The organism is Janibacter sp. LM (genome assembly GCF_039631275.1).
GTDB lineage: Bacteria > Actinomycetota > Actinomycetes > Actinomycetales > Dermatophilaceae > Janibacter > Janibacter terrae.
Map to the genome: position 1 here is coordinate 210680 of NZ_JBDIVG010000006.1, position 19350 is coordinate 230029.

At 71.7% G+C, this 19350-nt stretch carries 17 protein-coding genes and 1 tRNA gene; 15 read left to right on the forward strand and 3 right to left on the reverse strand.

Features of this window, described 5'->3' with window-relative positions; translation table 11 throughout:
- The first annotated feature begins 1 nt into the window (after position 1).
- On the forward strand, positions 2–2290 hold the full coding sequence (locus ABC138_RS04800) for a bifunctional (p)ppGpp synthetase/guanosine-3',5'-bis(diphosphate) 3'-pyrophosphohydrolase (protein WP_345912876.1): 2289 nt from the start codon (positions 2–4) through the stop codon (positions 2288–2290).
- 8 nt (positions 2291–2298) lie between these two features.
- Here the strand turns inward: ABC138_RS04800 and ABC138_RS04805 are convergent, their stop codons facing one another.
- On the reverse strand, positions 2299–3672 hold the full coding sequence (locus ABC138_RS04805; protein ID WP_345912877.1) for a DUF349 domain-containing protein: 1374 nt from the start codon (positions 3670–3672) through the stop codon (positions 2299–2301).
- 56 nt (positions 3673–3728) lie between these two features.
- Between ABC138_RS04805 and ABC138_RS04810 the strand changes: the two genes are divergently transcribed.
- Both ABC138_RS04810 and hisS read left to right on the forward strand, forming a co-directional pair.
- Complete coding sequence (locus ABC138_RS04810; protein ID WP_345912878.1) at positions 3729–4433, forward strand: MBL fold metallo-hydrolase; 705 nt, start codon at positions 3729–3731, stop codon at positions 4431–4433.
- Positions 4430–5791, forward strand: coding sequence for a histidine--tRNA ligase (gene hisS, locus ABC138_RS04815; RefSeq protein ID WP_068421632.1), 1362 nt, complete (start codon positions 4430–4432; stop codon positions 5789–5791). Before ABC138_RS04810 ends, hisS begins: the two co-directional genes overlap by 4 nt.
- Before the next feature lie 131 nt (positions 5792–5922).
- On the opposite strand, the gene ABC138_RS04820 is transcribed toward hisS, so the two are convergent.
- On the reverse strand, positions 5923–6537 hold the full coding sequence (locus ABC138_RS04820; protein WP_345912880.1) for a hypothetical protein: 615 nt from the start codon (positions 6535–6537) through the stop codon (positions 5923–5925).
- Positions 6538–6666: 129 nt separating this feature from the next.
- On the opposite strand from ABC138_RS04820, the gene ABC138_RS04825 reads away from it, so the two are divergent.
- The 10 genes from ABC138_RS04825 to ABC138_RS04870 all read left to right on the forward strand — a co-directional run bounded on the left by ABC138_RS04825 (position 6667) and on the right by ABC138_RS04870 (position 15071).
- Complete coding sequence (locus ABC138_RS04825) at positions 6667–7578, forward strand: site-specific tyrosine recombinase XerD (protein ID WP_345912937.1); 912 nt, start codon at positions 6667–6669, stop codon at positions 7576–7578.
- Between the two features lie 73 nt (positions 7579–7651).
- A complete protein-coding gene (locus ABC138_RS04830; protein ID WP_345912881.1) occupies positions 7652–8527 on the forward strand; it encodes a ParA family protein in 876 nt (291 codons plus the stop codon).
- A 5-nt stretch (positions 8528–8532) separates the two neighbouring features.
- Positions 8533–9411 carry a ScpA family protein gene (locus ABC138_RS04835; RefSeq protein ID WP_255218262.1) on the forward strand — a complete coding sequence of 293 codons (879 nt, stop codon included), beginning with the start codon at positions 8533–8535 and terminating at the stop codon, positions 9409–9411.
- Complete coding sequence (gene scpB / locus ABC138_RS04840; RefSeq protein ID WP_345912882.1) at positions 9404–10027, forward strand: SMC-Scp complex subunit ScpB; 624 nt, start codon at positions 9404–9406, stop codon at positions 10025–10027. Before ABC138_RS04835 ends, scpB begins: the two co-directional genes overlap by 8 nt.
- The gene (locus tag ABC138_RS04845; RefSeq protein WP_345912884.1) at positions 10024–10935 is read left to right on the forward strand and encodes a pseudouridine synthase; all 912 of its coding nucleotides are present in this window, start codon (positions 10024–10026) and stop codon (positions 10933–10935) included. Before scpB ends, ABC138_RS04845 begins: the two co-directional genes overlap by 4 nt.
- Positions 10932–12059: a prephenate dehydrogenase gene (locus tag ABC138_RS04850; protein WP_345912885.1), complete on the forward strand. Its 1128-nt coding sequence runs from the start codon at positions 10932–10934 to the stop codon at positions 12057–12059. The genes ABC138_RS04845 and ABC138_RS04850 overlap by 4 nt, the downstream gene beginning before the upstream one ends.
- 22 nt (positions 12060–12081) lie before the next feature.
- Positions 12082–12780 carry a (d)CMP kinase gene (gene cmk, locus ABC138_RS04855; protein ID WP_345912887.1) on the forward strand — a complete coding sequence of 233 codons (699 nt, stop codon included), beginning with the start codon at positions 12082–12084 and terminating at the stop codon, positions 12778–12780.
- Positions 12781–12849: 69 nt separating this feature from the next.
- Positions 12850–14337 carry a ribosome biogenesis GTPase Der gene (der, locus tag ABC138_RS04860; RefSeq protein ID WP_068421618.1) on the forward strand — a complete coding sequence of 496 codons (1488 nt, stop codon included), beginning with the start codon at positions 12850–12852 and terminating at the stop codon, positions 14335–14337.
- Positions 14338–14414: 77 nt separating this feature from the next.
- A tRNA-Pro gene (locus ABC138_RS04865) sits at positions 14415–14491 on the forward strand.
- 76 nt (positions 14492–14567) lie between these two features.
- Positions 14568–15071: a zinc-binding dehydrogenase gene (locus ABC138_RS04870; protein ID WP_345912889.1), complete on the forward strand. Its 504-nt coding sequence runs from the start codon at positions 14568–14570 to the stop codon at positions 15069–15071.
- A gap of 509 nt (positions 15072–15580) precedes the next feature.
- Here the strand turns inward: ABC138_RS04870 and ABC138_RS04875 are convergent.
- Positions 15581–15829, reverse strand: coding sequence for a hypothetical protein (locus tag ABC138_RS04875; protein WP_345912890.1), 249 nt, complete (start codon positions 15827–15829; stop codon positions 15581–15583).
- A gap of 115 nt (positions 15830–15944) precedes the next feature.
- Here ABC138_RS04875 and ABC138_RS04880 point away from each other — a divergent pair, with 115 nt between their 5' ends.
- Both ABC138_RS04880 and ABC138_RS04885 read left to right on the forward strand, forming a co-directional pair.
- Positions 15945–17345, forward strand: coding sequence for a magnesium chelatase (locus ABC138_RS04880; RefSeq protein ID WP_345912891.1), 1401 nt, complete (start codon positions 15945–15947; stop codon positions 17343–17345).
- Positions 17335–19347, forward strand: a complete 2013-nt coding sequence (locus tag ABC138_RS04885; protein ID WP_345912893.1) for a VWA domain-containing protein — start codon at positions 17335–17337, stop codon at positions 19345–19347. The genes ABC138_RS04880 and ABC138_RS04885 overlap by 11 nt, the downstream gene beginning before the upstream one ends.
- Positions 19348–19350: the final 3 nt, after the last annotated feature.

Below are 19350 nucleotides of genomic sequence, written 5' to 3' on the forward strand. Positions count from 1 at the left end.
CATGAGCGAGCGCAGCACGGGCAGCGGAGGCGGGTTCTCACCCCGCTCGCTGGCGCGCGCCTCGCTCGCACGCATCGGCAGTGGTCGCGCCCCGACACCCGGTGTCCTCGACCCGCTGCTGACGATCGTGCGGCAGTCGCACCCCAAGAGCGACCTGTCGATCATCGAGCGCGCCTACGAGGTCGCGGAGCGCGCCCACCGTGGCCAGGTGCGCAAGAGCGGTGACCCCTACATCACCCACCCGCTTGCGGTGACGACGATCCTCGCCGAGCTCGGCATGACGCCGGTGACCCTGGCCGCTGCCCTCCTGCACGACACGGTCGAGGACACCGACTACAGCCTCGACGACCTCGAGGCCGAGTTCGGCGCCGAGGTGGCCAAGCTCGTCGACGGCGTGACCAAGCTCGACAAGGTCACCTACGGGGAGAGCGCCCAGGCCGAGACCGTGCGCAAGATGATCGTCGCGATGGCCCGCGACATCCGCGTCCTCGTCATCAAGCTCGCCGACCGGCTCCACAACGCCCGGACCTGGCGCTACGTCTCGGCGGCGTCGGCGCAGCGCAAGGCGCAGGAGACCCTCGAGATCTACGCGCCGCTGGCGCACCGCCTCGGCATGAACACCATCAAGTGGGAGCTGGAGGACCTGTCCTTCGCCACCCTGTACCCCAAGGTCTACGAGGAGATCGTCCGCCTCGTCGCCGAGCGTGCCCCGGCCCGCGAGGAGTACCTCGCGACGGTCCGCGCCCAGGTCGTGCTGGACCTGCGGGAGGCGCGGATCAAGGCGACGGTGACCGGCCGCCCCAAGCACTACTACTCCGTGTACCAGAAGATGATCGTCGGGGGTCGGGAGTTCGGGGAGATCTACGACCTCGTCGCGGTCCGGGTGCTCGTCGACACCGTCCGTGACTGCTACGCGGCCCTCGGGGCGCTGCACGCGCGGTGGAACCCGCTGCCCGGGCGCTTCAAGGACTACATCTCCCTGCCGAAGTTCAACATGTACCAGTCCCTGCACACGACCGTGATCGGTCCGCAGGGCAAGCCGGTCGAGATCCAGATCCGCACCCACCAGATGCACCGCCGCGCCGAGTACGGCGTCGCCGCGCACTGGAAGTACAAGGACCAGGCGCGAGCCGACGGCGGCAAGGTCGACGACGGCCAGATGGGGGAGATGGCCTGGCTGCGCCAGCTGCTCGACTGGCAGAAGGAGACTTCCGACCCGAGCGAGTTCCTCGACTCGCTGCGCTACGAGATCAAGACCCAAGAGGTCTACGCCTTCACGCCCAAGGGGCAGGTTATCGCCCTGCCTGCGGGCTCGACCGCCGTGGACTTCGCTTACGCGGTGCACACCGAGGTCGGGCACCGGTGCATCGGTGCCCGGATCAACGGCCGCCTCGTGCCCCTGGACTCGCCGCTCGAGAACGGTGACGCCGTCGAGGTCCTGACGTCCAAGGCCGAGGGCGCCGGGCCGTCGCGGGACTGGCTGAACTTCGTGCGCTCGGCGCGCGCCCGCAACAAGATCAAGCAGTGGTTCACCAAGGAACGCCGCGAGGAGATGATCGACTCCGGCAAGGAGGCCATCGCCAAGGTCGTGCGCAAGCAGAACCTCCCGCTCCACCGGCTGGTCACCGTCGAGAGCCTCACGGCGGTCGCGAGCGAGCTGCGCCGCCAGGACGTCGACGGCCTCTACGCCGCGGTCGGCGAGGGGCACGTCTCCGCCCAGCACGTCGTCGAGCGGCTCATCGCCGCGGCCGGCGGCAAGGAGGGGGCGACGGAGGACCTCGCCGAGGCCACGCTGCCGGGACCGGTCGGGCAGCGCCGCAGCCACGGTGACCCGGGCGTCGTCGTCAAGGGCATGGACGACCTGTGGGTCAAGCTGGCGCGCTGCTGCACGCCCGTGCCCGGCGACGAGATCATGGGCTTCATCACCCGCGGCAACGGCGTGTCCGTCCACCGGGTCGACTGCCCCAATGCCGGCTCCCTGCAGAAGGAGTCGGAGCGGCTCATCGAGGTCGAGTGGGCGCCGAGCAGCTCGAGCCTCTTCCTCGTGCAGATCCAGGTCGAGGCGCTCGACCGCGCGGGGCTGCTGTCGGACGTGACCCGGGTCCTGTCGGAGTCCGGGGTCAACATCCTCTCGGCGGCCGTGCACACCTCGCGCGACCGGGTGGCCGTGCTGCGGTTCACCTTCGAGATGGGCGAGGTGGCGCACCTCAGCCACGTGATGCAGCAGGTGAAGCGGATCGAGTCGGTCTTCGACACCTTCCGCATCACCGGAGGCAGCTCCAAGGGCTGAGGGGCGCGTCAGCCGCCGAACTCGTCCAGGCCCTTGCGTGCCTGGTCCAACCACGCCTGCTGGGCGTCGATCTGCTCCTGGATCTTCGCGGCGCGGGAGGTATCCCCCTTCGCCTCTGCCGTGGCGAGGTCGTCACGCAGGTCGGTGACCCTGGACTCGAGCTGGGCGACCATCGAGGCGGCGCGGGCGGACAGCTCCGGGTTGGACTGCGACCACTTCTTGTCCTCGGCGTCGCGCACCGTCTGCTCGATGCGTCGCATGCCCTTCTCCATCCGGTCGATGTCGGCACGCGGGACCTTGCCCGCGGCCTCCCACCGCTCCTGGATGTCGCGCAGTGCGGCCTTGGTCTTCTCGAGGTCCTTGACCGGCAGCAGCGCCTCGGCCTCGGCGAGGATCGCCTCCTTGACCTGGAGGTTGCCGCGGTGGGCCTCGTCCTCCTTGGCCGCCTCGGCGTCCTTGGCGTTGAAAAAGGTGTCCTGGGCGCTGCGGAAGCGCTCCCACAGGCGGTCGTCGTCGGCACGGCCGGCGCGGCCGGCCCGGCGCCACTCGTCCATCAGGCGCTTGTAGGCACCGGCGGTGGCATTCCAGTCGGTGGAGGTGGAGAGACGCTCGGCCTCGGTGGCCAGCTCCTCCTTCGTCGCCTTGGCGTCGCCACGGGTCTGCTCGACGTGCGCGAAGTGGGAGCGACGCGCCTTGTCGAAGCCGTTGCGGGCCTTGGAGAACCGCTGCCACAGGGCGCCCTCGACGTCCTTGTCCAGACGGACCTTGCCGCGCTGGTGGGCCTTCCACTCGTCGAGGAGAGCGCGCATGCGGGCGGTGGACTGCTTCCACTGCACCTTGTCGACGGGCTGGGCGGCGATCTGCTCTGCCTCGGCGACGAGCGCCTCGCGCTCCAGCGCTGCGGCCTTCTTGGCCTCGGCGCGCACGGCGGACTCGGCCTCGCGCTTGGCGGCCAGGCCCTCCTCCAGCTCGGCGATGAGGGCGGCGAGGGCCGGCAGGTCACCGACGACGTTGGGTTCCTGCGCGTGCTCACGCAGGGACTTCAGGCCGTCGGCCAGCTCCTTGGCGGAGACGTCGGGGGAGTCCAGGCGGTGGCGCAGGAGGGTGGCGGAGGCGAAGAGCTCGTCGTACTTGCGGGCGAAGTACTGCAGGGCCTCGTCCGGCGTCGCACCGGGGTAGGAGCCGACCTCGCGCTCGCCCTCGCCGTCCTTGACGAAGACCCTGCCCTCCTCGTCCGCGCGGCCGAAGGCGGCCGACGCCGAGTGGTCGGTGGTCACCGTGGGGACCTCCGCAGCGGGGGTCGCGGGCGGCCGGGGAGCCATGCGGGCCAGGGCCGCAGGCGAGGGCGCCGAAGGGCGCGGGGCGTTGGTCTCGTCACTCACAGGCTCGAGGTTACCCATTCGCGGGGGAGGAGCGGGGGCGCACGTAGGGTTGGACCGTGCTGACCATCTCGTTCCCGGCGCAGGCGTTCGGGACCAACTGCTATGTCCTGGCGGATGCTCCCGGTGAGGAGTGCCTCATCGTCGACCCCGGGATCGGGATCGAGGAGACGCTGCGCGAGGTGCTCACGGAGCACCGGCTGAAGCCCGCGGCCGTGCTCCTCACCCACGGGCACGTCGACCATGTCTTCTCCGTGACGCCGGTCTGCGGCGGTGAGCTCGCGGCCTACATCCACCGTGACGACCGCTACCGGCTCGTCGACCCGCTCGGTGGTTCGTCGCTCGGCCCGCAGCTGACGGGGATGCTCGAGCAGCAGTTCGGCAAGCGGGTCACCTGGCGCGAGCCCGAGCGTGTCGTGGAGGTCACCGACAGCGAGACCGTGACGGTCGCCGGCCTCGACCTCGAGGTCGTGCACGCGCCAGGCCACACGGAGGGCTCGGTCATGTTCGCGACGGGCCGGGTGCCCGAGGGCGTCCCCGCAGAGGCGGAGGTGGACCGCACGCTCATCACGGGCGACGTGCTCTTCGCCGGGTCGATCGGCCGCACCGACCTGCCGGGCGGGTCGCACGAGGCGATGCAGGACTCCCTTCGTCGGGCCGTGCATCCGCGCCCCGACTCCAGCCTCGTCCTGCCCGGACACGGACCCGCGACGACGCTGGGCCGTGAAAAGGCGACCAACCCGTACCTGCAAGGACTGTCATGAGCACCCCCCGCGCCACCAAGGTCACCCCGCTGTCGGGCTTCCCCGAGTACCTGCCCGAGCAGCGGGTCGTCGAGCAGCACTTCATCGACGTCATCCGCAGCACCTTCGAGCTGCACGGCTTCCCGTCGATCGAGACCCGCGCGGTCGAGCCGGTCGAGCGCCTGCTCGGCAAGGGCGGCGACGCGGACAAGGAGATCTACGGGATCCACCGCCTTGCGGACGACGAAGGGGGTGCCCCCGGTCGCGAGTCCGAGCTGGGGCTGCACTTCGACCTCACCGTGCCCTTCGCGCGCTACGTGGTCGAGAACGCCGGCCGCCTGAACTTCCCGTTTCGGCGCCACCAGATCCAGAAGGTCTGGCGCGGCGAGCGCCCGCAGGAGGGGCGCTACCGCGAGTTCACCCAGTGCGACATCGACGTCGTCGACGTGGGGGAGCTGGCGCCGCACTTCGAGGCGGAGATGCCGCTCGTGATGGCGGAGATCTTCGCGAAGCTGCCGATCCCGCCCATGGTCATCCAGGTGAACAACCGCAAGATCCCGGAGGGCTTCTACCGCGGCCTGGGCATCGAGGACGTCGCGGGGACGCTGCGCACCGTCGACAAGCTGGACAAGATCGGCCCGGACAAGGTCGCCGCCCTCCTCGTGGAGGCCGGGCGGACGACAAAGCAGGCGCAGGCCGTGCTGGCGCTGGCCGAGATCCGCACGCAGGACACCTCCTTCGTCGAGCGCGTCCGCGCGCTCGGGGTCGAGCACCCGCTGCTCGACGAGGGTCTGGAGGCCCTCGCCGCCGTGATCGACACGGGGGCGGCCGCCGCGCCCGGCGCGATGGTCGCGGACCTGCGCATCGCCCGCGGTCTCGACTACTACACGGGTACGGTCTACGAGACCCAGCTCGTCGGGTACGAGTCGTGGGGTTCCTTCTGCTCCGGCGGCCGCTACGACGAGCTGGCGAGCGACGGCAAGAACACCTATCCCGGCGTCGGCATCTCCATCGGCCTCTCGCGCCTGCTGGGGCTGCTCCTCGGCAAGGGTCTGGTCGGCGCCAGCCGCAAGTCGCCCTCCGCGGTCCTCGTGGCCGTGACGGACGAAGGGAGCCGCCCCGCCTCCGTCGCGGTCGCCACGGCGCTGCGTGCCCGCGGGATCCCCTGCGAGGTCGCTCCGGCCGCGGCGAAGTTCGGCAAGCAGATCCGCTTCGCCGAGCGGCGCGGGATCCCGTACGTGTGGTTCCCCGGCGCCGGTGAGGGAGACGGCGACCAGGTCAAGGACATCCGCTCGGGCGAGCAGGTCGACGCGGACGCCGCGGCCTGGGAGTGCCCGGCGGCGGACCTGCGCCCCCAGGTCGTCGCGCTGGGGGAGTAACCGATCGCTCCTCCGCATTCCCCTAGGGGAATGCCGCTCGGGGGCGACCGCTCGTCCGCATTCCCCTAGGGGAATGCCGCTCGGGGGCGACCGCTCGTCCGCATTCCCCTAGGGGAATGACGATGAGGGGGTCAGCTGGTGGCGTCCGGGGGACGGAGGCCGCAGGCGGCGAGCTCGAGGCCGGCGAGCTCGCGGATCGTCTCGGTGTCGCCGCGGCGCCAGGCGCCGGCGGGGTCGGGGCTGATCCGCGCGAGGCGTTGGAGCGGCTGGTTGGCCATCGCCCGCAGGGCGAAGAGGTCGAGGTCGTTCACGGAGTCGACGAGCGACTGTGCGGCGGTCGCGCGGCGCACGAAGCGCAGGCGCGCGGCGAACCAGAACGCACCGACGATGACGACCGGGGTGAGAGCGGTGACCCATCCCAGGGTCGTGGCGAGCCGCTCGACGGCGTCGACGAGGTCGCGCCCGGCGTCCTCGATGCTTGTCCCGGCGCCGGCCGCGTCCCGGAACGGCTCGGCCACCCGGTCGTCGAGGAGCGGCAGGTCGTCCACACCCTCGCCCGCGGTCTTCAGCCGTTCACGGAAACTGCTGCCCGCATCCTGGAGCCGGTGGCCCGGCTCGGCGAGGGACAGGGCCGAGTCGTGGACGGCGTGACCGACCTTGGCCCACAACAGGATCCACGCGACCATCAGCAGGTCGGCGAGGACCTGACCACGACGACGGGCCGGGAGATCCGCATAAAGCTTCATGCGGGCCATTACACTTGCCCGCAGTGGCCCAGGCCACCCGTGGGCACAACGGCGTGCCCGCGGTTCAACACCCACCGCGCCACACCACACCGCCCCGATGGAGGCCACGGCCCCGTGAGCACGACGCCGATGGAGCGCGCCGTGCGGACCTGGCTGACCCAGATCGACGTCGAGCGAGGGGTCTCCGCGCACACACTCTCCGCCTACCGCCGCGACGCCGGACGGTACGTCGAGCACCTCGCGGGGCACGGCATCACCAGTCCCGAGGACGTCACCGAGCTGCACGTGTCCGGCTTCCTGGCGGCGCTGCGCACCGGTGACGACGCCCACCCTCCGCTTGCCGCGAGCTCCGCGGCTCGCACGCTCGTCGCCATCCGCGGGCTCCACAAGTTCCTCGCCCTCGAGGGTGAGACCACGCACGACCCGGCCGAGGACGTGGCGCCGCCGGCACCCCCTTCGCGCCTGCCCAAGGCTATCGCCCTCGACGAGGTGATCCGGCTGATCGACTCTGCCGGGCTCGGCGACGGACCCGCACCGCTGCGCGACCGCGCGCTCCTGGAGGTCCTCTACGGCACCGGCGCCCGCATCTCCGAGGCCGTCGGGCTCGACATCGACGACCTCGACCTCGACGTCGGTGCCGCCCGCCTGCTCGGCAAGGGCGGCAAGGAGCGGGTCGTCCCGCTCGGCTCCTACGCGGTGGAGTCCGTGCGCGCGTGGCTCGTGCGCGGCCGGCCGACGCTGTCGGCCAAGGGGAAGGCCGGCCCGGCGGTCTTCCTCAACCAGCGCGGCGCCCGGCTCTCCCGGCAGAGCGCCTGGGGCGTCATCACCGCCGCCGCCGGCCGCGCGGGCCTCGAGGGTCACGTCTCGCCGCACACGCTGCGGCACTCCTTCGCGACCCACCTCCTCGAGGGCGGCGCGGACGTGCGGGTGGTGCAGGAGCTGCTCGGGCACGCCTCGGTGACGACCACGCAGATCTACACGATGGTCACCGTGCAGCAGCTGCGCGAGGTCTACGCGCAGAGCCACCCCCGTGCCCGCTGATAGGGTCGTCGCTGATCAGCGAGAGGCTGACCGACCGCAGACCCGATGGAGTGATCCGACCTTGGCATCCGAGGTGACGCCACAGCTCGACATCGAGCACGACCAGGCACAGCCCGGTCCCACCGGCCGACCCCTGCCCACCTTCCCGGAGCCGCCGCCGCTGGCGTCGCACGGCCCGGCCCGCATCATCGCGATGTGCAACCAGAAGGGTGGGGTCGGCAAGACGACGACCACGATCAACCTCGGCGCCGCCCTGGCGGAGGCCGGGCGCAAGGTGCTGCTCGTCGACTTCGACCCGCAGGGCGCGCTGTCCGTGGGCCTCGGGGTCCCCACCCACACGCTCGACCTGACGATCTACGACCTGCTGGTCACCCGCGGGCACCAGATCACCGAGATCATCCAGCGCACCTCGGTCCCCGGGCTCCACGTCGCCCCGGCCAACATCGACCTCTCCGCCGCCGAGGTCCAGCTCGTCGGCGAGGTCGCCCGCGAGCAGATCCTGGCGCGCGTGCTCCGCCCGGTCCTCGACGACTACGACGTCATCCTCATCGACTGCCAGCCCTCCCTCGGCCTGTTGACCGTCAACGCGCTCACCGCGGCGCACGGCGTGGTCATCCCGCTCGAGACCGAGTACTTCGCCATGCGCGGCGTCGCCCTGCTCGTGGAGACGATCGACAAGATCACCGACCGCCTCAACCCGGGCCTCGTCGTCGACGGCATCCTCGCCACGATGTACGACGGCCGCACGCTGCACAGCCGCGAGGTCGTCGGCTCGGTCGTCGACCACTTCGGCGACAAGGTCTTCCACACGGTCATCTCGCGCACCGTGAAGTTCCCCGACGCGACCCTCGCCGCGGAGCCGATCACGACCTACGCGACCGGCCACTCCGGCGCCAACGCCTACCGACAGCTGGCCCGCGAGCTCATCTCGCGCGGCGGTGCTCCCTGACGACCGTGGAGGGGACTGACACCGCCGTCCCCGGTGGCGTCATCACCAAGCGGGGCGCAGAGCAGGCCTTCACCGTCCACCTGGACAACTTCGAGGGACCCTTCGACCTGCTGCTGGGTCTGATCAGCAAGCACCAGCTGGACATCACCGAGATCGCACTGGCCAGGGTCACCGACGAGTTCATCGCCCACCTGCGCGCCCTGCAGGCGAGCGACCCGGCGTGGGACCTCGGCCAGACCAGCGAGTTCCTCCTCGTCGCCGCGACGCTGCTCGACATCAAGGCCGCCCGGCTCCTGCCCGACATGCGGGAGACCGACGAGGACGACCTCGAGCTCATCGAGGCGCGGGACCTGCTCTTCGCGCGCCTGCTCCAGTACCGCGCCTTCAAGGACGTCGCGGCGCACTTCGGCGAGACGATGGCGACGACCGGTCGCATGACCCCGCGGCAGGCCGGTCTGGAGCCGCACCTGGCCTCGCTGCTGCCCGAGCTGGTCATCAGCGTCACCCCCGAGCAGCTGGCCATGGTCGCCGCGCGGGCCCTGACCCCCCGGGAGCCCGAGACCGTCGGTCTGGCCCACCTGCACGCGCCCGCGGTGAGCGTGCGCGAGCAGGCCGTCATCGTCGTCGACCGCCTGCGGGAGCAGGGCGCGCTCTCCTTCCGCGAGCTCGTCCGCGACGCGGACTCGACGCTCGTGGTCGTGGCGCGGTTCCTCGCCCTGCTCGAGCTCTTCCGCGACCGGCAGGTCGTCTTCGACCAGCCGGAGGCGCTCGGTGACCTCGAGGTCAGCTGGACCGGCAGCGAGGAGGGCACCGTCGACGTCGGTGCCGAGTTCGACGAAGGGGAGGACCCCCCTTCGTCCGATGAGGAGGATGACGATGAGTGAGCCGCCCCCGGAGCCCGAGGTGGAGGGCGACGACGTCCAGGTCGCCTTCGACGTGGGCGACCTGCCCGGCGGTGCGCGCGGGGCGATCGAGGCCGTGCTGATGATCGTCGAGGAGCCGGTCACCGACCACGCCCTCTCCTCCGCGCTCGAACTGCCCGTGGAGGAGATCCGTGAGCACCTCGCCGCGATCGAGTCCGCCTACGCGGACGGCACGCACGGGTTCACGGTGCGCAACGTCGGTGGGGGATGGCGCTTCTACAGCCACCACGCGTACGCGCCGGTCGTCGAGCGGTTCGTCCTCGACGGCCAGCAGTCCCGCCTGACGACGGCCTCCCTCGAGACGCTCGCCGTCGTCGCCTACCGCCAACCGATCTCGCGGGCGCGGATCGGCGCCGTCCGCGGCGTCAACGTCGACGGCGTCGTCCGCACGCTCCTCACCCGCGGCCTCATCACCGAGGTCACCAAGGACGAGGAGTCGGGTGCGACCCTGTACGGGACGACGCCCTACTTCCTGGAGCGGATGGGTCTGAACTCGCTCGACGACCTGCCCGCCCTCGCCCCCTATCTCCCCGATGCAGCACTACTCGACGATCTCGTGAATGAGGCCCGGCCATGACCCCTCCCACCAACCGCCGACCCGGAGGCCCCCAGGGCGCCCCCCGGGGCAAGGGACCCCGCAAGCCCCCGCGGCCCGGCCGCCGCAACCAGCCGGAGCGCGGCACGACCGGACGCAGCCGCCAGGGCCAGCCCGACCTCGCACCCGAGCCGCCGCAGGCCCCGACGATCGACGTCCACGACCCCGAGGGCACCCGCCTGCAGAAGGTCCTCGCCGCCGCAGGCATCGGCTCCCGCCGAGCCTGCGAGCTGCTCATCCAGGAGGGCCGCGTCGAGGTCGACGGGCAGGTCGTCACCGAGCTCGGCCTGCGCGTGGACCCCCTTCGCCAGACCGTGCACGTCGACGGTGAGCGCGTCCACCTCGACGAGTCGCGCGTCTACCTCGCCTTCAACAAGCCCATCGGCGTCGTCACGACGATGTCCGACGAGCTCGGCCGGCTGAGCATCGGCGACTACGTCGCCGGGCGCCCCGAGCGGCTCTTCCACGTCGGTCGCCTCGACGCCGACACGGAGGGTCTGCTCATCCTCACCAACGACGGCGACCTCGCGCACCGGCTGCAGCACCCGGCGCACGGCGTGCTCAAGACGTACATCGCCGAGATCCCCGGGCCCGTGCCCAAGGACCTCGGCAAGCGCCTGCGCGAAGGCGTCCAGCTCGAGGACGGCCCCGTCGCCGTCGACTCCTTCCGGGTCGTCGACTCCCGCCCGGGCAAGGCGATCGTCGAGGTGATCCTCCACGAGGGCCGCAAGCACATCGTGCGGCGCATGCTCGAGCACGTCGGCCACCCGGTCCTCTCGCTCGTGCGCACCCAGGTCGGACCCATCACGCTCGGCACGACCAAGTCCGGCCGGTGGCGCGCCCTCAGCCGGGCGGAGATCGCGGACCTGTACAAGGCCGCGGGTCTGTGACGGCGACCTCCGAGGCGAAGGGGGCCGCGGCCGCCCTCCCACCCGTGCACGTCATCGGGACGGGCCTCATCGGGACGAGCATCGGGCTGGCCCTGACGTCCGTCGGCGTCGACGTCACCCTCGAGGACCAGTCCGAGACCTCGGCCGCGCTGGCGCGCGACCTCGGGGCGGGGCGCACCACGGGGGAGGTGCGACCGGGCATCGTCGTCGTCGCCGGGCCGCCGGACGTCTCGCCCCGCCTCGTGCTCGGCGCCCTCGAGCGCTGGCCCGAGGCCGTCGTCACCGACGTCACCTCCGTCAAGCAGGTGGTCCTCCTCGACCTCATCCGGTCCGGGGTGCCGATCGACCGCTACCTCGGCAGCCACCCGATGGCCGGCCGCGAGCGCTCGGGCGCGATCAGTGCCCGGGCCGACCTCTTCACCGGCCGCGCGTGGGTCCTCTGCCCGCACGACGGCAGCGACCCGAGCGCGACGGCGCTCGTCGCCCGGCTCGCGCAGGCCACCGGCGCCGCGGTCACGACGCTCAGCCCGCAGGAGCACGACGAGGCGGTCGCCGCGGTCTCCCACGTGCCCCAGGTGGCGGCCTCGCTCGTCGCCGCCCGGCTGGAGCACCTCAGCGACCACGCCATCGGCCTGGCCGGCCCGGGCGTACGGGACGTGACCCGCATCGCGGCCAGCGACCCCGGCCTGTGGACCCAGATCCTCTCGGGCAACGCACCGGCCGTCGCCGCCGTCCTGCGTGACGTCGCTGCCGACCTGGGCCGCGTCGTCGACGCCCTCGAGGCGCTCGGCGCGGGGGAGGACGACGTCGCCGACGCCCCCGGCGCGCGTGCCGTGCTCGCCCGCAGCATCGCCGACGGCAACGCCGGCCACGCCCGCATCCCCGGCAAGCACGGTGCCCCGCCCGCGACCTACGCGGTCGTCAGCGTGGTCGTCGACGACCGGCCCGGCGAGGTCGCCCGACTGCTCACCGACATCGGCTCGGCGGGGGTCAACATGGAGGACCTGCGCCTCGACCACGGGCTGGGCCTCCCCTTCGGCCTGGCGGAGGTCTCCGTCCTCCCGGCGGCCGCCGGACCGCTCACCGAGGCGCTCACGGCACGTGGGTGGCGGATCCACAGCTGAGCGACGACTAGGCTGACCCCTCGTGACCAGCCAGCCCGCCCCCTTCGTCATCGCCATCGACGGACCCTCGGGATCCGGCAAGTCCAGCGTCTCGCGCGCCGTGGCCACCCAGCTCGGCGCCGGCTACCTCGACACCGGGGCCATGTACCGGGCCCTCACGTGGTGGTGCCGGCACACCGAGGTCGACCTCGAGGACCCGGCCGCGATCGCCCACGCGGCCCGCGAGCTGCCGCTGCACATCGGTGACGACCCGCAGGCCCCGACGGTGCGCGTCGCCGACATCGACGTCGCCGAAGGGATCCGCACGAGCGAGATCTCCGCGCTCGTCTCGACCGTCGCGACCGTCCCGGACGTGCGCACCGAGATGCAGCAGCGCCAGCGCGAGCTCATCGCCGACATCGCGGGCCGCCACGGTGCCTGCGTCGCGGAGGGGCGTGATGTCACGACCGTCGTCGCCCCCGAGGCACCCGTGCGGATCCTGCTCACCGCGAGCGAGGAGGCCCGGCTGCGCCGCCGCTCGCTCGAGGTGCACGGCACGAGCGACGCGGCAGCGATCGACGCGACCCGCGACCAGGTCGTGCGCCGGGACCGGGACGACTCGACGGTCTCCCAGTTCACCGTCGCCGCGGACGGGGTCGTCGTCGTCGACACCTCTGACCTCGACTTCGACGGGTCGGTCGACGCGGTGATGGCCGTCGTCATCGCCGCGCGCACGAGCTGACCCACCACGCGGCCCCGGCCGCTGACGGCTGCGACAATGGCCGTGACCACCCCACAGACCAGGAGCATCGTGGACACCACCCCTGACCCCACCGACCCCACCGGGACGCAGGCCCCGGACGCCGAGGGCGTCGAGCGGGTGCTGCGCGCCGGTCTCGAGGACTTCGAGCTGACGCCGGAGGACCGGGCGATCATCGACGGCTTCCAGGAGGACGCGGACGAGACGCCCGCCGGCCCCTTGCCGGTCGTCGCGATCGTCGGGCGGCCCAATGTCGGCAAGTCGACCTTCGTCAACCGCGTGCTGCGGCGTCGCGAGGCCGTCGTCGAGGACACCCCCGGTGTCACGCGAGACCGCGTCGCCTACGACGCCGAGTGGTCCGGTCGCCGGTTCACCCTGCTCGACACCGGTGGCTGGGAGATCGGCGCCGAGGGCATCCACCTGCGCGTCGCCGAGCAGGCCGAGGTCGCGATCGAGATGGCCGACGTCGTCGTCTTCGTCGTCGACGCCATCGTCGGCGCGACCGATGACGACGAGGCCGTGGTCAAGCTGCTGCGCAAGTCGGGCAAGCCCGTCGTGCTCGTCGCCAACAAGGTCGACGACCAGCGCTTCGAGGCCGACGCGTCCGCCCTGTGGAACCTCGGTCTGGGCGAGCCCCTGCCCGTCTCCGCGCTGCACGGGCGGGGGAGCGGCGACGCCCTCGACGCGATCCTCGACGTCATGCCGGATGTCTCCGCGAGCGGCAAGGCACAGCCCGAAGGGGGTCCGCGCCGCGTGGCCCTCATCGGCCGCCCCAACGTCGGCAAGTCGAGCCTGCTCAACAAGCTCGCGGGGGAGGAGCGGGTCGTCGTCGACGACGTGGCGGGGACCACGCGCGACCCCGTCGACGAGATCATCGAGCTGGGCGGGCGTCCCTGGCGCTTCGTCGACACCGCCGGCATCCGACGCCGCGTGCACCAGACGCGCGGAGCCGACTTCTACGCGTCCCTGCGCACGCAGGCGGCCCTGGAGAAGGCCGAGGTCGCAGTCGTCCTCATCGACACCCACGAGCCGATCACCGAGCAGGACCTGCGGATCATCAGCCAGGTCACCGAGGCCGGCCGCGCGCTCGTCATCGGGTACAACAAGTGGGACCTGATCGACGAGGAGCGTCGCTTCTACCTCGAGCGGGAGATCGAGCGCGACCTCGTCCAGGTGACGTGGGCGCCGCGGGTCAACCTCTCGGCCCACACGGGCCGGCACGTCGACCGGCTCACCCCGGCCCTCGACACCGCTCTCGACTCCTGGGACCGCCGCGTGCCGACCTCCCGGCTCAACTCCGTCCTCGGCGAGATCGCCTCGGCGCACCCGCACCCGATCCGGGGCGGCAAGCAGCCCCGGATCCTCTTCGCGACGCAGGCCTCGACGCGCCCGCCGCGCTTCGTCATCTTCGCCTCGGGGTTCATCGAGGCGGGCTACCGACGCTTCCTCGAGCGCCGGCTGCGCGAGGAGTTCGGCTTCGAGGGCACGCCCATCGAGATCAGCGTCCGGGTGCGCGAGAAGCGCGGTCGTCGCTCGTGATCCGGTGTGCCGGGGGCCGATTCGGCACCTGTGGCTGGCGTGGGATAAGGTGACGTTCGCTCCTGAGGGAGCAGCCACGGGCTGTGGCGCAGCTTGGTAGCGCACTTGACTGGGGGTCAAGGGGTCGCAGGTTCAAATCCTGTCAGCCCGACCATTGTCCTGAGTCGCGACATCGTTGACACGGTGTCGCGGCTCAGGACTTTTTTTGTAGGTTCGCGGGCTTCTCGTCGATGTCGCGACTCACCGGGTCGACCATCAACTGGGTTCGGGCCATGGCCCCGGGTGCCGCGGTGCGCACCGCGAAGCTCGACCTGGTCCGCTCGCTCGGGGCCGACCATGCGATCGACCACACACAGCAGGACTGGGCAGACGGCACCCAGCGCTACGACCTCATTCTCGACATCACCGGAAACCCGAGCCTGAGTCGACTGCGACGCGCCCTCGCACCGGCAGGCACGCTCGTCCTGGTCGGCGGCGAGGATGGCGGCAACCTCACCGGCGGAATGAACCGGCAGCTACGGGCACTCCTGCTGTCCCCGTTCGTGGGACAACGATTCACCATGCTCATCGCCAAGGAGGCTGCCAGTGATCTCGAGCGACTCGCTCAGTTCATCGAGGCCGGCACCGTGACTCCGACCGTCGACCGCACCTACCCCCTCGACCAGGTTCCTGAGGCGATGCGCCACCTCGCGGCCGGCAAGGTCCGGGGCAAGGTCGCCATCATCACCCTCTGAACCGTTCAACCGCGTCCCTCCCGGGCACTCCGACCCGGGCCGGCCGACTGTGCGCACAGGTGTCCTGGCGACCAGACCGGTGACGAGCGGGCCCGCCGTCCGGCCACGGCCCGATGTGAAGCACTCTCACCTCGGCCGGTGGGTCGTGGCGGTCGGGATCATGGGAGTCCTCCTGTCCGCTCCAGTGCGCAGCGGTCCCAGTCGTCGGCGATCGCTGCGGCCTCGTAGCTCGCGCTGGACGAGTCCCACGTCTCAAGCCGGTGTTCCGCGGACAGTGCGACGACCTTGTCGACCCGACATGTCCGGACCCGCTCTGCACGACGACAGGCGACGACACGCCCCCACCCGACGGGTGCGATCGAAGTACTGGGGCAGGGCCGGGCGCATATGCAAGGGTCTTGCCGTGCGTGCTTTCGGAATCTCACGACGGACTCGCACCAGGAGCCGACGAAGGTCTGGCTGTTGATGTGTGCGGCATCAGGCGAGTCATGCTCGGTCCTGTCTGTCGGTCATCGTGGCGAGGCCGCGCTCACCTTCGGAGGGCCAGCCGACTCGTCTGCCGCAACGGCATCGATCTCGACGACCAGCCGGGCGAACTCCTCGTCGTCCACCGTGACGCCCGCGGCGTCGAGCCCCTCGCGCAGCTTGTCGTCGATCTTCGCCTCACCCGCGCTGTAGTCCCACGACGTCGCCGTGTCGACGGCCTTCTGCGCGGCCTCGCGGGCGGCGTCCTTCTCCTCTGCTGAGTACTGGGTCATCGGTAGTTCCTTTCTCTCGTCGAGCGGTCGCTCCCGGTCTACCCCCGCCCTCGCGGACCATGCACCCCTGCCGCGGGCAGATCCGCTGTCAGCAGAGGGGGCTAGCCTCGGTGCGGTGAGCACCTCGACTGCCGCCCCGACCATCTCGACCGTCGGTGGGCTGCGTGCCGCCGGCCACGTCGCCAAGCCCCTGCGGGTGGAGCTGCGCGACAACCTCCTCGCGCGCCTGCGCGCCGGCGAGGACCCGTGGCCCGGGCTGCACGGGTACGCGGACACCGTCATCCCGCAGGTCGAGCGGGCCCTGCTCGCCGGGCACGACATCGTGCTCCTCGGCGAGCGCGGCCAGGGCAAGACCCGGTTGCTGCGCACGATCGCCGGGCTGCTCGACGAGTGGACGCCGGTCATCGAGGGCTCCGAGCTCGCGGAGCACCCCTTCGAGCCGATCACCCACGCCTCCCGGCGACGCGCGGAGGAGCTGGGTGACTCCCTTCCCGTCGTGTGGCGCCACCGCGACGAGCGCTATGTCGAAAAGCTGGCCACCCCCGACACATCCGTCGCCGACCTCATCGGTGACGTCGACCCTATGAAGGTCGCCGAGGGCCGTGCCCTCGGCGACCCCGAGACGATCCACTTCGGGCTCATCCCGCGCAGCCACCGCGGCATCGTGACGATCAACGAGCTGCCCGACCTCGCCGAGCGCATCCAGGTCGCGATGCTCAACGTCATGGAGGAGCGCGACATCCAGGTCCGCGGGTACGTCCTGCGTCTGCCTCTCGACGTGCTCGTCCTGGCCAGCGCCAACCCCGAGGACTACACCAACCGCGGGCGGATCATCACGCCGCTCAAGGACCGCTTCGGGGCCGAGATCCGCACGCACTACCCGCGCGAGCTCGAGTCGGAGATCGCGGTGACCCGGCAGGAGGCCCACCTCGTCGCGCACGTGCCCGACCACCTCCTCGAGGTCCTCGCCCGGTTCACCCGCAACCTGCGCGAGTCCTCGGCCGTCGACCAGCGCAGCGGGGTGAGCGCGAGGTTCACGATCGCCGGGGCGGAGACCGTCGCCGCGTCCGCCCTGCACCGGGCAGCCCGGCAGGACGAAGGGGAGGCGGTCGCCCGGGTCGTCGACCTCGAGACCGCGGTCGAGGTCCTCGGCGGCAAGATCGAGTTCGAGAGCGGGGAGGAGGGGCGTGAGCACGAGATCCTCACCCACCTGCTCCGGACCGCGGTCGCCGACACCGTGCGTCACCTCGTGCGGGGGATCGACTTCGGGCCGCTCGTGCGCGCCGTCGAGGAGGGGGCCGAGATCGCCACCGGTGAGCAGGTGACCGCCCACGACTTCCTCGACGGGCTGCCCGCGCTCGGGGAGTCCGATCTCTACGACGAGGTCTTCGAGCGACTGGGCTCCGACTCCGAGGGGGAGCGTGCAGCGGCCCTCGAGCTGGCCCTCGAGGGGCTGTACCTCGCCCGCAAGATCGGCAAGGACACGGCGGGGGGCGAGACCGTGTATGGCCAGTAGCAGTCGATTCCGCCGCTACGACGGCGGCGACCCGCTCGCCCCGCCCGTCGACATCGCCGAGGCCCTCGACGCCATCGGCGACCGGGTCATGGGCGGCTCCTCGCCCGAGCGCGCCCTGCAGGAGTTCCTGCGCCGTGGCGGGAGTGGCCGGACGGGGCTGGACGACCTGGCGCGACGGGTCAACGAGCGCCGGCGCGAGCTCCTCCAGCAGCACGGCCTCGACGGCACCCTGCGCGAGGTCCGCGAGCTGCTCGACCGCGCGGTCCTCGAGGAGCGCAAGCAGCTGGCCCGCGACGCGCACCTCGACGACCTCGAGCGCGGCTTCGCCCAGATGCGCCTGGACAACCTCCCCTCCTCGACGGCCGCAGCAGTGGGCGAGCTGCAGGACTACCCGTGGCAGTCCTCGCAGGCACGAGCCGACTACGAGCGGATCAAGGACCTGCTCGGCCGCGAGGTCCTCGACCAGCGGTTCGCGGGGATGAAGCAGGCGCTCGAGGGCGCCACCGACGAGGACCGGGCGGCGATCGACGCGATGCTGCGCGACCTCAACGAGCTGCTCGAGAAGCACGCCCGCGGCGAGGACACCCCGGAGGACTTCGCGCAGTTCATGGACCGGCACGGGGACTTCTTCCCGGAGGGGCCGCAGGACGTCGAGGAACTGATCGACGCCATGGCGCAGCGGGCCGCCGCAGGCCAGCGCTTGCTCAACTCGATGACCCCTGAGCAGCGCGAGGAGCTCATGCAGCTCTCGGCACAGGCCTTCGGGTCGCCGGCGCTCATGGATTCGTTGAGCCGGCTCGACGGCAACCTCCGGGCCCTGCGACCCGGTGAGGACTGGGGTGGCGCCGAGCAGCTGTCCGGCGACGAGGGCCTCGGGCTTGGCGACGGCACGGGTCTCCTCCAGGACATCGCTCGGCTCGACGCGCTGGGTGAGCAGCTCTCCCAGTCCTACGGCGGTGCCCGGCTCGACGACATCGACCTCGACGAGCTGGCCCGGCAGCTGGGCGAGCAGGCGGCCGTCGACGCGCGTGCCCTCCGCGACCTCGAGCAGGCCCTGCGGACGAGCGGCTCCGTGCGCCGGGACTCGCAGGGGCAGCTGCGCCTCACCCCCAAGGCGATGCGCCAGCTCGGCAGGTCGCTCCTGCGTGACATCGCCCAGCGCATGTCCGGGCGCCAGGGTCAGCGTGACCTGCGTCAGGCCGGCGCGGCAGGGGAGCGGTCGGGGGCGACCCGTCCGTGGGAGTTCGGCGACACCGAGCCGTGGGACATCCCCCGCACGGTGCTCAACGGGGTCCTGCGCCGGGCTGCCGACGGCGGCACCCGGGCGATCACCACCGACGACATCGAGGTCTCCGAGACCGAGGCCCGCACGCAGGCAGCCGTCGCGCTGCTCGTCGACACCTCCTTCTCCATGGCGATGGACGGGCGCTGGGTCCCGATGAAGCGCACGGCACTTGCGCTGCACACGCTCATCCGCACCCGTTTCCGCGGGGACCACCTGCAGCTCATCGGCTTCGGCCGGTACGCCTCGGTCATGGACGTCGAGGAGCTCACGGAGCTCGATGCCTTCTGGGACAAGGGGACCAACCTCCACCATGCGCTGCTGCTCGCCAACCGTCACTTCCGCAAGCACCCGTCGGCGCAGCCGGTCCTGCTCGTGGTCACCGACGGTGAGCCGACCGCGCACCTCGAGCCGGGCGGTGAGACCTTCTTCGACTACCCGCCGCACCCGCTGACGATCGCCGTCACCGTCCGCGAGCTCGACAACGCCGCGCGTCTCGGCGCCCAGACGACCTTCTTCCGCCTCGGCGAGGACCCGGGACTGGCACGGTTCGTCGAGACCCTCGCGCGGCGCGCCGGTGGTCGGGTGGTCGCCCCGGAGCTCGACGACCTCGGGGCGGCCGTCGTCGGCTCCTACCTCGGCTCGCGCCGTCCGGGCGGCGCCGACGAGTCGAGGTACGGGGACTGGTTCGGCGGACGCGGGTTCTGGTTCGGGACCTGACCT